This window comes from Streptosporangium sp. NPDC000509, from assembly GCF_042898365.1.
Taxonomy (GTDB): domain Bacteria; phylum Actinomycetota; class Actinomycetes; order Streptosporangiales; family Streptosporangiaceae; genus Streptosporangium.
This window is the reverse complement of record NZ_JBIAYX010000015.1, coordinates 108,427-120,478: the sequence shown is the minus strand read 5'-3', so window position 1 is coordinate 120,478 and position 12,052 is coordinate 108,427. Positions and strand designations below refer to the sequence as shown.

Sequence of the window (12,052 nt, the reverse complement as noted above, 5' to 3'; positions counted from 1 at the left end):
GAGGTCTCCCCCGCGAAAAGCCCCGCGCGTCACGCGAGAGCAGTGGCGCGGGGGGCCTTCCACAGGAGACACGATCGGCGCGGAGGCCCTGAGATCGCTCAGGACGGTCAGTCGACGCACAGGCAGAACGGGTGCCCGGCGGGGTCGAGAAAGACCCGGAAACCCTCGTCCTCGCCCGGCTGGTAGGGGTGTTTGGACGCGCCGAGCGCCAGCACCCCCTTTTCCGCCTCGTCGAAGTCCTCGACCGTCACATCGATGTGAAACTGCTGGGGCCGTTCGGCGGTGGGCCACTCCGGTGGCCGATAGTCGGGGACCCGCTGGAAGCAGAGCCGTCCCGGCCCGTCCCCGGTGACCACCACCCAGTCGTCCTCGACTCCGGTGACCTTCCAGCCCAGAAGGGCACTGTAGAAGTCGGCCAGCCGCCTGGGATCTGGACAGTCGAGAACGATCGACCTCAGCTGCGCGATTCCCATGATTCCTCCCGATCTTGACACCGGTGAAGACCCTATGGCGGTCTCATCGGAGGCTTCAAGTGCGTTTCGTGCCGACCTGGCCTGAAGTGCGGGACACCGGCCCGGCGTCCCGCACCTCGGGCCCGCTCTGTCTTTCCTCCACAGGCGGACCGAAACCCGGCACCTCAGATGAGCGCTCCCTGGAGCGCGAACCGGATCGCCATCAGCAACTGCCAGGGTTCACCCGATTCCCAGAAGCGGACGACCTTGGCCACCCGATCCGTCGGCTCGAACTCACCGGTCCCCTCCGGGCCGAAACACCCCGCCTCCACGAGGACGGCCACGAACGGGTCGTCGTCCTTCAGTGATCGGGTGTAAACCGCCGCGTCGAGCAGGGACAACGCCGAGCGCGCGTTGCGCCCCCCGTCCCTCGCCTCGACCCGGTCCAGCTTTCGCCTGCCCTGGTCACGAAGATAGTCGGCCAGGGATTCGATCCTGCTCATGCACCCTCCCCACACATCCGGACTTCGGGTGACGACATCATGACCGAGTGTGAGCGACAGTGGTGGGATCTTGGTGAAGTCCTCACCCGGTGCGGCCCCGGCAACGCTCAGGAAACGGGCATGAAGCATCATTAGTGCGTTGATTGCGCCGACCGAGGGGTGCGTACGTGAGTGCTTTTGACGACCTGCTGACCGCCAACGAGAAGTTCTCCGCCGCCTTCACCGACACCGAGCTGACCGGTAGGGCCGCCCGCGGTCTCGCCGTGGTCACCTGCATGGACTCGCGGATCGATCCGCTGGGGCTCTTCGGCCTGAGGCCGGGGGACGCCAAGATCCTCCGCAACGCCGGGGCGAGGGTGACCGACGACGTCCTGCGCACGCTCGTCCTGGCGGTCAACCTGCTGGGGGTGGAGCGGGTGCTGGTCATGCCGCACACCGACTGCGGCATGACCAAGGTCACCGACGACGAGGTGCACGCGATCGCCGCCCGGCGCGGCGTCGACACCCGCAGCCTGGACTTCCACACCGTCCCCGACCAGGACGCGGCGCTCCGCCATGATCTCGTACGGATCAGGACGAGCCCGTTCCTGCCCGTGGGGATGCCGGTCGGCGGAGCCGTCTACGACGTGCGCACCGGCAAGCTGATGCCGGTCGACATCTGAGGGCCGGGGTCAGGCCCTCCTGATCCGGCCCCGGCGCGGGAAGCCGTCGCCGACCCGGATCGACGCGTCGACATCAGGCCCCGGCACGGGAACCGGCCGGGACCTGATGCCGGTTTCGCGATTTCGCCCCGTCCGCGGCCGCTCGAAGCTCCGGGGCACGATCGGCCCACCGCTGGCGCGTCCTGCCGGCGGGGGACCGATCACCCGACCGGTGTGGATCCGGGCCCCCGCCCGGACATTCACCCCGGGAATCACCCCTCGGCGATGATCACGCGTCGATGTGGTCGCGGTCGATCTCGGCCGCGCTGCTCACGATGAACTCCCGGCGCGGTGCCACGTCGCTGCCCATCAGGAGGGCGAAGATGCGCTCGGCCTCCTCGATGTCCTCGATGCGGACCCGGCGCAGGGTGCGGTGGCGGGGCTCCATCGTCGTCTCGGCCAGCTGGTCGGCGTCCATCTCACCCAGGCCCTTGTAGCGCTGGACCGGGTCCTTCCAGCGCTTGCCCCGGCGCTCCAGGTCGCGCAGCACCCGGTGCAACTCGGCGTCGGAGTAGCAGTAGACGTACTTGCCGTGACCGCGCGTGGGGTTGATGACCTCGATGCGATGCAACGGCGGCACGGCGGCGAAGACGCGCCCGGCCTCGACCATCGGCTTCATGTAGCGGTGGAACAGCGTCAGCAGGAGGCAGCGGATGTGCGCCCCGTCGACGTCGGCGTCGGCCATCAGGATGACCTTGCCGTAGCGGGCGGCCTCGATGTCGAAGGATCGGCCGGAACCCGCGCCGATGACCTGGATGATCGCTGCGCACTCGGCGTTCTTGAGCATGTCGGCGACGGACGCCTTCTGCACGTTCAAGATCTTGCCCCGGATCGGCAGCAGCGCCTGGAACTCCGAGTTTCTGGCCGCGCGGGCGGTACCCAGCGCCGAGTCGCCCTCGACGATGAACAGCTCGCTGCGGTCGACCTCGTCACTGCGGCAGTCGACCAGCTTGGCGGGGAGCGCCGAGTTCTCCAGGGCGGTCTTGCGGCGCTGGTTGTCGCGGTGCTCCCGAGCGGCGATGCGGGCCTTGGCCGCCGCGACGATCTTCTCCAGGACCGCGCGGAGCTGCGCCTTGGCGTTGCGCGGCGGGTTGGCGAGCAGTTCCTTGAGCTCTCGTGAGACGACGTGGGCGACGATCCTGGAGGCCGCCGAGGTGCCCAGGACCTCCTTGGTCTGCCCCTCGAACTGCGGCTCGGGCACCCGGACGGTCACCACGGCGGTGAGCCCCTCCATGATGTCCTCGCGGGTCACGGGGGCGTCGCCGTTCTTGAGCAGGCGGGTCTCGCGCAGCTGCTCGTTCAGGGTGCGGACGAGAGCGCGCTCGAAGCCGTTGACGTGGGTGCCGCCCTTGGGGGTGGCGATCACGTTGACGAAGGAACGGACGGTGCTGTCGTAGCCCTTGCCCCAGCGCACCGCCACGTCGACGGTGAGCTCACGCTGGACCTCGGTCGGGGTCATGTGCCCCAGGTCGTCGAGGACCGGGACGGTCTCGCGGAAGTGACCGGCGCCCTGCAGGCGCAGCACGTCGCAGACGGCCTCGTCGCGGGCGAGGAACTCGGTGAACTCCGAGATGCCGCCGTCGAAGTGGAACTCCTCCTCGGCGACCTCCTCTCCGCGGCTGTCGCGCACGGCCAGGGTCAGGCCGGGGACCAGGAACGCGGTCTGGCGGAGGCGGACGTGGATCTCGTCGAGGGAGACCTCGGCCTCGGGGAGGAAGATCTGGTGGTCGACCCAGAAGCGCACGCGGGTGCCGGTGACCTTCTTCGCCACGCTGCCGCCGTCGCGCAGCCCGGACTTCTTCTTGAACTTGGCCTTGGGTCCGTCGCCGTCGAAGACGCCCGGGACGCCCCTGCGGAAGCTGATCTCGTGGATCCGGCCCTCGCGGTCGACCTCCACGTCCAGCCGCGAGGACAGGGCGTTGACGACGGAGGCGCCGACGCCGTGCAGACCGCCCGAGGCGCCGTAGGAGCCGCCGCCGAACTTCCCGCCCGCGTGGAGCTTGGTGTAGACGAGCTCCACGCCCGCCAGGCCGCTCTTGGGCTCGATGTCGACCGGGATGCCCCGGCCGTTGTCGCGGACCTCGATGGAGCCGTCGGGGTGAAGCTCGACCTCGATGCGATCGCAGTAACCGGCCAGGGCCTCGTCGACCCCGTTGTCCACGATCTCCCAGAGGCAGTGCATGAGACCGCGGCTGTCGGTCGACCCGATATACATGCCTGGACGCTTGCGGACGGCTTCGAGACCCTCCAGCACCGACAGGTGGCGGGCCGTATAGCCCGTCTCCGCGCTAACTGCGGTCACGCCCACTCCCACTCTGTCGAACACGTGTGCGCAGCTTACCGTTCTTCCCACCGCGACGGGTACAAGCTTGCCATCCGGTGGGTTCGTACGTTACATCCGGTGTGATCATCGTTACTTTCGGACACTTTCCGCTCTGGGCGTAGCAGGGGGTCGGTTGGGAACGTTCGTATCGGGTTAGATGTTCTCTCAAGTGACTGACGCCAGATCCTCCACCTCAGGGGATGACCTGAAAGGCGATACGTGACTGGAACCCTCGCCCCCGCCAAGCAGCTCACAGCTGCTGACCGCTGTGACCGGTGCGGCGCCCAGGCTTACATCCGCGCGACCCTGCCCGTGGGCGGGGAGCTGCTGTTCTGCGCCCACCACGGGCGTCAGCACGTGGCCGTGCTGAGAGACAAGGGCGCCATCATCCAGGACGAGTCCGCTCGTCTCAGCGACACCCCGGCAACGGCAGGCAACGACGAACGATAACCAGACGAATGGAGCCATCATCGGACCCGATAGTGATATCGGCCCGCCACCGTGAAGCCCTGCCGCTCGTAGAGCGTCCTGGCAGCGGTGTTCGACTCCACGACGACTAAATATGCCCGCTGTGTGCCCTGCGCCCGCGCATGCGAGAGCAGGGCACGCAACACCTTCCGTCCATGGCCCCTGCGCCGCGCGTGCGGCATCACAGCCATGGAGTAGATCCCGAACCACTCCCCCTGGACCACACCCCGCCCGACGGCATCTCCGCCGAGCGAGGCGTACACCGCGGGCACGCCGGTGAGGATTCGCGCGGCCGTCGGCAGACCGTCGCCACCGAACCTCCCGTCCACGCTCCACCAGGCGTCCAACCACGCCTGTGAGGGCATCTCAGCGAGCTCGACCTCCTCTTCGGCCTCTCCCCCCGGCCCAAGGCGCGCCGTCATGACCAGTGTGGGATCCACCACCCCGTAGCCGCGCGCCTCCAGCGACGCGTCCAGACCCGGCGTGGCCCCGCCTCCCACGGAGAAGACGCAGGGCAGCCCTCGGTCGGCATAGAACTTCTCGGCCCCCTCGATGGCCGCCTCCAGGTCCCCGGGCTCGCCCAGCGGCAGCACGGAGTTGGCCCGCTTGGTCACCCCGTTCGCGGCGCGCAGCGTCCAGCACCCGGCCTCCACCCGTTGGAGCGCCGGCCATGCCTGGTCGACCAGCCGGTCAAAGGCCTCATCGATCATGCTGAAGGATCCTAACTCCCCGATCGCCCCACTACGCTCGGCGACTGTGCTGATTCTGCTGCCTCCATCCGAGGGAAAGGCCGCGCGGGGCGACGGCCCCGCCCTCGACCTGTCCCGGTTGAGTTTTCCCGCCCTCGGCCCGCCCAGGGAACTCGTCCTGGAAGCGCTCATCGCGCTGTGCCGGGGACCGGCCGCGCGGGATGTGCTCGGCCTGTCGCCGGGACAGGCCGGTGAGGTCGGCGGAAACCTGCTTCTGCGGACCGCGCCGGCACTGGCCGCGGCCGACCTGTACACCGGCGTCCTCTACGACAACCTCGGCCTGGCCTCGCTCTCCCCTCAGGCGGCGGCGCGGGCCTCGGAGAGCCTGCTGATCTTCTCCGGCCTCTGGGGTCTGCTGCGGGTCGGCGACCGCGTGCCGCCCTACCGGCTGTCGATGGGGGTGCGGCTGCCGCCGCTCGGCGGCCTGGGCGCCTTCTGGCGCCGATCGGTCGCCCCCCTGCTCGACACCGAACCCGGCCTCGTCGTGGACCTGCGCTCCAGCACGTACGCGGCCGCGTGGCGGCCAGGCGGCCGGGCGGTGGCGGTACGGGTGCTCAGGGACGGGAAGGTGGTCAGCCACATGGCCAAGGCCACCCGCGGCCTGATCGCCCGCTCCCTGCTGGAAAGCGGAGCCGATCCGGAGAGTCCCGAGGAGCTCGTCAAGGTTCTGGATCACCTCGGCCACTCCGTCGTCCTCCACGCCCCGCCCACGGGGAACCGTTCGTGGACACTCGACATCGTGACATGACGCGCCGTGGGCTCCTTTCCCCGAGCCGTGACGAGGACGTGGCGGGCGGGAGCCCCGCGCGGGAGGGCACCGGGACGACCAGCCGGTGATCGAGCCGGTGGACGGGCGGGAGCCCCGCGCGGGAGGGGCCCCGGGTTCACGCCGCGACGAGGTGCAGCCGCCCGCAGGCCCGCTGAAACTGCTGGGCGGGATCTCCGAGATAGGACCAGGGCAGTGTGCTCCCCCTGCCTTTCGTCCGCATCAGGTGCCCGCGCGCGGGCCGCCGAAGGTCTGCCAGATAGAAGGCGGCCCCGAACAGGTTGTGCGCCTCGATCGATCGGGGGTGGCTGTCATTTCCCAGCCAGCGCCCCGAATGCGAGACGACCTCCCGCAGCGCCCCGTCGGAGAACCAGCCGCCGCGCGACATCGGCGACCGCCCCGCGGCCACCTGCTCGAAGTGGGCCAGCGGCACCAGGGACGCCATCGGATCCCCGTCGGGTGCCCGCGAGACGGCCTGCCTGGCGAACTCCAGCATCTCCTGGGCACTGCCGCCCCAGGCGGGGGACAACGTCATGAGCCGGGCCACGTGGGCCGGGAACAGCGTCGGATAACGCCGAACGGCCTCGTACCAGACCGCGTCCTTCTCCTGACGCGGCCGGTCGAGACCGAGATAGAGCCACATGATCGATTCCCAGGGCACCGGATCGGACGGCGCGAGCGAGACGGCGGCGAAAAGCGGCATCCTGGCCGACTCCATCGCTCCCTGGAACGCCTGTGTGCGCTGCGCCTGCACGGCCCGCGCCTTGACATCCGGCTTGATCGTCCAGGCTTCCTCGATGCGGGTGCGCCCGAGCCAGAGCCAGAGGTCGGGGTTGGCCCGGTCACGGGCCGCCAACGCCTCTATGGCACGGCTGTGACCGACGGCCGCCTTGGCCAGCGCCTCGATCCTCAGCGCACGGCCCTCCGGATCGCCGCGGGCCGCGCCGATCGCGATCGTACCGGCTTCGAAGATCTTCCGGCGCACCGCGACGACCGCCTCATCGAGCATCGCGTCCGCCCACGGACGATCGACGATCAACCGCAGTCCTCGTGCGCGAACTCTGTCGACTTCGGCCACACCCATGAGGCGGCAGCCTAGGAGGCTGCTTCACATGACGTGCTACCGATCTGTTACGCCCTCGTTAACGACAGGAGGGGCCGCACCATATGGCACGGCCCCCCTGTCAGGAAGTCTCAGTCGAGGTAGTCGCGCAGGACCTGGGACCGGGACGGGTGGCGGAGCTTGGACATCGTCTTGGACTCGATCTGCCGGATGCGCTCGCGCGTCACCCCGTAGACCTTGCCGATCTCGTCCAGCGTCTTCGGCTGACCGTCGGTCAGGCCGAAGCGCATCGAGACCACGCCCGCCTCGCGCTCGGACAGCGTGTCCAGAACGGAGTGGAGCTGCTCCTGCAGAAGCGTGAAACTGACCGCGTCCGCAGGAACGATGGCCTCGGAGTCCTCGATGAGGTCACCGAACTCGCTGTCTCCCTCCTCACCCAGCGGGGTGTGCAGGGAGATCGGCTCGCGACCGTACTTCTGGACCTCGACGACCTTCTCGGGGGTCATGTCGAGCTCGCGGGCCAGCTCCTCCGGGGTGGGCTCGCGCCCGAGGTCCTGGAGCATCTGCCGCTGGACACGGGCCAGCTTGTTGATCACTTCGACCATGTGGACCGGGATGCGGATGGTCCGCGCCTGGTCGGCCATGGCGCGGGTGATCGCCTGCCGGATCCACCACGTGGCGTAGGTGGAGAACTTGTAGCCCTTGGTGTAGTCGAACTTCTCGACCGCGCGGATCAGGCCCAGGTTGCCCTCCTGGATCAGGTCCAGGAAGAGCATTCCGCGTCCCGTGTAGCGCTTGGCCAGCGAGACCACGAGGCGGAGGTTCGCCTCCAGCAGGTGGTTCTTGGCCCGGCGGCCGTCCTCGGCGATCCACTCCAGCTCGGCGCGGACGTCGACCGGGAGCTTCTCGCCGTCGCTGCCGAGCTGCTCCTCGGCGAACAGACCGGCCTCGATGCGCTTGGCGAGCTCGACCTCCTGCTCGGCGTTGAGCAGGGGGACCTTACCGATCTGCTTGAGGTAGTCCTTGACCGGGTCGGCGGTGGCACCGGCGGCGGCGACCTGAGGCACCGGGGCGTCATCGTCGTCGTCGGTGAGGATGAGGACCTCGTCCTCGTTCACCTCGACGACCTCGACCTTGGGCTCCTCCTCGGTCTCGGCCTCGGCTTCCACCTCGACTTCGACCTCGACCTCGACCTCGGCCACGGCCTCCAGGTCGAAGTCCTCGATCTCGACGTCCTCGAGGTCGATGACCTCGTCGTCGTCACCGGTGACCGGCTTCGGCGCGGACGCGGGAGCCGGGACCGCGGCTGCGGGACCGGCCTTCTTCGGCGGCGGGGCGGGAACCGGCTTCTTGGCGGCCGGGGCGACCTTCTTGGCCGGAGCCGTCTTGGCCGAAGCCGCCTTCACCGGGGCCGCCGGCTTCTTGGCCGCGGCCGCGGCGGGCTCGGAGCCGCTGACGACCGCGGTGACGGTCTCCGGCTGCTCCTTGGCCGCCGCCGCGGTCTTGGTCTTCTTGACGGCGGCGGGCGTGGCCGGGGCGGTGCGGCGTTTGGCGGGAGTGCGGGGCTTCTTGGGAGCCGCGGAGTCCTCGGCGGTCAGCCGTACTGTGATGCCCTCTTTGCTAAGGCTTCGCAGGATTCCAGCGACCTGCGCCATCGGAATGTCCGCTTCCTCGACGGCCTTGCGGACATCCTCGGACTCGAGGAACCCCTGCGAGCGCCCCCGCTCCATCAGCTGCTGAATGACGGGCTCGTTCAGCTCGGATGGCTTCGAGCGAGTCGAACTTGCAGGCGACACGAACACCTCTCGAAGGAAAGCGTGACGAGAATGGACCCAGATGCCCAACCAGGGGCAGTTATGCCTCTAGTTGTGATTAGCGAGGCCGCGCTAACCGCGACGCACCTGTCCAGCATTGTGGCATGACACCGTGATCCATACGGCCGCCTCCTGGCGGTTGCCCTCCACCCTAGGCCGACCAAGAGAGTAGTGCGTACGGAAGCGAGGCACCGATACCCGAAAGCAACCGTTATGACTGTTTCATTCAGTCACTCTTCGTGGCGAGGGGAACGTGGATCGCGAGCACTGTGACGTCGTCATCCTGCTCATATCCGGACAGCATGCGATCGACAAGAAAATCTAGCAACATGTGCGGGCTTCCCACCACTTCGGCGGGCGCTTCGTTCACGACAGAACAAAGATCGGCAAGCCCGGCATCGAGGCCACGCTTGCGATTCTCCACCAGACCGTCCGAATACAGGACAGCGGTGTGGCCCGGCGGGACACAGAACCTGAACTGCCGGCGGCTCGTGGGCCAGCCCAGCGGTGTGCCTGGCTCGCCGTCGCACAGCAGCGGCACGCCCTGCGGGGAGACCAGCAGCGGAGGCGGGTGACCGGCGAGCGCGAGCGTGCCCTCCCCGGTGCCCGGCTCGACGACCATGTAGGCGAGAGTCGTGACCTGCTCCTCCTCCTCGGTGGCCTCGAAGACCCTGTCGAGCCCTGTGAGCACCGCGGCGGGCGGCGGGTTGGTCAGCGCCAGGGCCCGCATGGCGTTGCGGATGCGCCCCATTCCCGCCGCGGCCTTGACGCCCTTGCCCATGACGTCGCCGACCACCGCCGCGACCCGGCCGTCCTGGAGGACGAACGCGTCGTACCAGTCGCCGCCGACCTGCACGTGGCGGCTCCCCGAGCGGAACCGCTGGGCGAGGACCAGGCCCCGGACCACCGGCAGACGATCGGGCAGCAGGCTGCGCTGGAGCGTCTCCGCCGTGCGGTGCTCGCGCTCGAACAGGGTGGCCCGCTCGACGGCGAGGGCGCACTGACCCGCGAGCGCCTCCAGGAACACCCCGTCCTCCTGGGAGATCTTCTGCGGGCGGGTGAAGGAGAACCTCAGCGCGCCGAGCGCCCGCCCCGCGGCCAGCAGCGGCAGGCCCACCCAGGCCCGCTCGTCGCTGTGGTCGATGAACCCGGTGATCTCCTCGCTGTCGCCACCCGCGTCGACCAGCTGGGCCCTCAGGCTCTCCGGCGACTCGGCGAAGACCGGGCGCCGGCTGTTGACCGCCATGGTCATCACGCTGGAGTGCGAAAGCGGGATCTCCTCGCCGGGCGCGCCGGGGACGTCGGGGATGCCTCCGCTGTTGACCAGCTTCAGCGCGGCCCGGTCGACGTCGAGCAGCGCCACGGCCGAGCGATCGGCCGCCAGGGCCGTACGCCCCACGTCGATGATCACCTGGACCACCTGCTCGACGGTGAGCGCCTCGGCGAGTATCGCCGTGGCGCCCTGCAGGCGCGCGGTCCGCAGAGCCGCGGCGCCGAGCTGGTCGGTCAGGCGGCCGCGCATCTCCTCGGCCTCGCGCTGCGGGGTGACGTCGGTGTTGGCGCCCACCCACTCGACGACCCGATTGTGCCGAATGATCGGGACGGCGCGCACCTCGAAGTGCCGGTAGCCGCTGGCCCGGGTGCGGACCCGGTAACTCCACTCGAACATGGTCCGGCCGCGCAACGCCTCACGCCACGCCTCCTCGGTGTGCGGGCGGTCGTCGGGGTGGACGGCCTCCAGCCAGCCGTGGGCGAGGTATTCATCGATCCTCTGACCGGTGATGGCCCGCCACTGCGGCGCGTCCTCCTCCACGACGCCGGTGGGCGCGGTGATCCACACGAGCTGGGACTGGGCCTCGACCAGCGAGCGATAGCGCTCCTCGCTGCGCCTGAGCTTCTCCTCGACCTGCCTGCTGTCGGTGATGTCGACGCCGACCAGGCAGATCGCCTGGAGCGTGCCCTTGTCGTCGTGGATCGGGGAGAAGGTCAGCGACCAGTGGTGGGTCGCGCCGTCGGCGGTGCGCACCCGGATCCGCTGGTCGCCCTCGACCTCGGCCCCCGCCACGATGCCGCGGACCGAGCCCTGGATCAGGGCGGTCAGGTCGGCGGAGAGCAGATCACCGGGGAGGCGGCCGACCAGGCGCTCGGCGGGCAGGCCGACCACGTCGGCGAAGACCTCGTCGACGCGCTCGAAACGGCCGTCGGGGTCGAAGAACGCGAAGGCGAACGGCGACTGCGACAGCAGGCCCTGCAGCAGGCCGGAGTCTGAGATGTCCACACCCGACTCCCGGGGACGGGGCACGGAGGTTTCGGCGCTCATGGTCGGCACCTCCGTCGCGTGCCAGGGTCTCCCACGAGGCACATCTCCAAACTTGCGAATTGGCGTAGCGCGGCTCCGGGGGACCGGATCCTGGAGTACATCATCGGCGATGGGCAGGTGTGGACGGAAGCCCCGCCCAGGATGCGGTCAGCGCACCCTGGGAACGCCGCCGCTCCGACGACCGGAACCCTCGCGCCGATGCGAGGGGGCTTCCACACGGGCGCCGACCGGGCGGCACCGCGTCTCCGAACGTTTGCGGCCAGGACCATAGCAGGATCGGGCCGGACCGTCCCGGCAACTGCCCACCTCATCTCCGTAGGGCTTGCAGGCGAGATCAGGCTACTGACTCGCCGTCAATTCGGCTCCCTGTTCGGTAACACTCACTTACTCGGCTGTTGCAGGATTCAGTCAAGACACGGGGTCAGCTTCCCATATCACGGCGCCAAGGGTTGACAGTCCCGAGATAAGTTGTGAAATGAAAACGCACGTCCTCGCCGACACATCCGGGGGATGCCCCCGGGAAACTCCGGAGGAATGCGACTTCCATGCCCATTCTTGCCACCCGCCTCGGCGGGCCTTCCGCGACGACCCTCGCCGCGCCCTCGGCGCCCTCGGCGTCCTCGGCGTCCTCTGTGCCCGAGGCGGCCCTCCACGAGCCGGTCACCTCTCACCTGGCCGCCGAGTTCCCGACGATCTCCCTCGACACCGTCGACAGGTGCGTGGCCGAGGTCCGCGCCTGCGCCGAGCATCTCGGCATCGAGCCGACGGCCGAGATCGTCGAGCGCGTCGCCCGCGAGCATCTGCTCGCCCTTGTCAACTCCGCGCCGCCATCCCGCGGTCCCCGGTAACATCGGGAGCACCCGGCCGTCTTCTACGCACCGTTTGGCCCGGGA

General features: G+C 69.2%; 11 protein-coding genes. 4 read left to right on the top strand and 7 right to left on the bottom strand.

The genetic code is table 11. The annotated features are described in order from the left end of the window. Nucleotides 1-107: 107 nt before the first annotated feature. Both ACFY3D_RS26635 and ACFY3D_RS26630 read right to left on the bottom strand, forming a co-directional pair. Nucleotides 108-473, bottom strand: coding sequence for a VOC family protein (locus ACFY3D_RS26635; protein ID WP_362902367.1), 366 nt, complete (start codon nucleotides 471-473; stop codon nucleotides 108-110). 164 nt (nucleotides 474-637) lie between these two features. After that, nucleotides 638-955: a hypothetical protein gene (locus tag ACFY3D_RS26630; RefSeq protein ID WP_389983878.1), complete on the bottom strand. Its 318-nt coding sequence runs from the start codon at nucleotides 953-955 to the stop codon at nucleotides 638-640. A gap of 167 nt (nucleotides 956-1,122) precedes the next feature. Between ACFY3D_RS26630 and ACFY3D_RS26625 the strand changes: the two genes are divergently transcribed. Further along, nucleotides 1,123-1,617, top strand: coding sequence for a beta-class carbonic anhydrase (locus ACFY3D_RS26625; protein ID WP_389983875.1), 495 nt, complete (start codon nucleotides 1,123-1,125; stop codon nucleotides 1,615-1,617). A gap of 268 nt (nucleotides 1,618-1,885) precedes the next feature. On the opposite strand, the gene ACFY3D_RS26620 is transcribed toward ACFY3D_RS26625, so the two are convergent. Then, entirely contained in the window at nucleotides 1,886-3,958 is a 2,073-nt protein-coding gene (locus ACFY3D_RS26620; protein WP_350945955.1) for a DNA topoisomerase IV subunit B, read from the bottom strand. Nucleotides 3,959-4,198: 240 nt separating this feature from the next. Here ACFY3D_RS26620 and ACFY3D_RS26615 point away from each other — a divergent pair, with 240 nt between their 5' ends. Continuing rightward, nucleotides 4,199-4,429 (top strand): hypothetical protein, encoded by a 231-nt coding sequence (locus ACFY3D_RS26615; protein WP_350945954.1) that lies wholly within the window; start codon nucleotides 4,199-4,201, stop codon nucleotides 4,427-4,429. A gap of 17 nt (nucleotides 4,430-4,446) precedes the next feature. On the opposite strand, the gene ACFY3D_RS26610 is transcribed toward ACFY3D_RS26615, so the two are convergent. Continuing rightward, nucleotides 4,447-5,157: a GNAT family N-acetyltransferase gene (locus ACFY3D_RS26610; RefSeq protein ID WP_389983871.1), complete on the bottom strand. Its 711-nt coding sequence runs from the start codon at nucleotides 5,155-5,157 to the stop codon at nucleotides 4,447-4,449. 46 nt (nucleotides 5,158-5,203) lie between these two features. Between ACFY3D_RS26610 and ACFY3D_RS26605 the strand changes: the two genes are divergently transcribed. Next, nucleotides 5,204-5,944: a YaaA family protein gene (locus tag ACFY3D_RS26605; RefSeq protein ID WP_389983868.1), complete on the top strand. Its 741-nt coding sequence runs from the start codon at nucleotides 5,204-5,206 to the stop codon at nucleotides 5,942-5,944. 136 nt (nucleotides 5,945-6,080) lie between these two features. Here the strand turns inward: ACFY3D_RS26605 and ACFY3D_RS26600 are convergent, their stop codons facing one another. From ACFY3D_RS26600 to ACFY3D_RS26590, 3 genes are all read right to left on the bottom strand, one after another. Next, complete coding sequence (locus ACFY3D_RS26600) at nucleotides 6,081-7,001, bottom strand: hypothetical protein (RefSeq protein WP_389983865.1); 921 nt, start codon at nucleotides 6,999-7,001, stop codon at nucleotides 6,081-6,083. A gap of 155 nt (nucleotides 7,002-7,156) precedes the next feature. Next, nucleotides 7,157-8,755, bottom strand: coding sequence for an RNA polymerase sigma factor (locus tag ACFY3D_RS26595; protein WP_389983862.1), 1,599 nt, complete (start codon nucleotides 8,753-8,755; stop codon nucleotides 7,157-7,159). Nucleotides 8,756-9,065: 310 nt separating this feature from the next. Beyond that, nucleotides 9,066-11,159, bottom strand: coding sequence for a SpoIIE family protein phosphatase (locus tag ACFY3D_RS26590; protein ID WP_362902381.1), 2,094 nt, complete (start codon nucleotides 11,157-11,159; stop codon nucleotides 9,066-9,068). A gap of 545 nt (nucleotides 11,160-11,704) precedes the next feature. Here ACFY3D_RS26590 and ACFY3D_RS26585 point away from each other — a divergent pair. Beyond that, a complete protein-coding gene (locus ACFY3D_RS26585; RefSeq protein WP_389983859.1) occupies nucleotides 11,705-12,007 on the top strand; it encodes a hypothetical protein in 303 nt (100 codons plus the stop codon). The last annotated feature ends 45 nt before the right edge of the window (nucleotides 12,008-12,052 follow it).

What these genes read in the sequence shown, in the direction of transcription:
- ACFY3D_RS26635 (WP_362902367.1), bottom strand. Translation starts at nt 473, where the DNA reads ATGGGAATCGCGCAGCTGAGGTCGATCGTTCTCGACTGTCCAGATCCC.
- ACFY3D_RS26630 (WP_389983878.1), bottom strand. Translation starts at nt 955, where the DNA reads ATGAGCAGGATCGAATCCCTGGCCGACTATCTTCGTGACCAGGGCAGG.
- ACFY3D_RS26610 (WP_389983871.1), bottom strand. Translation starts at nt 5,157, where the DNA reads ATGATCGATGAGGCCTTTGACCGGCTGGTCGACCAGGCATGGCCGGCG.
- ACFY3D_RS26595 (WP_389983862.1), bottom strand. Translation starts at nt 8,755, where the DNA reads ATGGAGCGGGGGCGCTCGCAGGGGTTCCTCGAGTCCGAGGATGTCCGC.
- ACFY3D_RS26590 (WP_362902381.1), bottom strand. Translation starts at nt 11,159, where the DNA reads ATGAGCGCCGAAACCTCCGTGCCCCGTCCCCGGGAGTCGGGTGTGGAC.
- ACFY3D_RS26585 (WP_389983859.1), top strand. Translation starts at nt 11,705, where the DNA reads ATGCCCATTCTTGCCACCCGCCTCGGCGGGCCTTCCGCGACGACCCTC.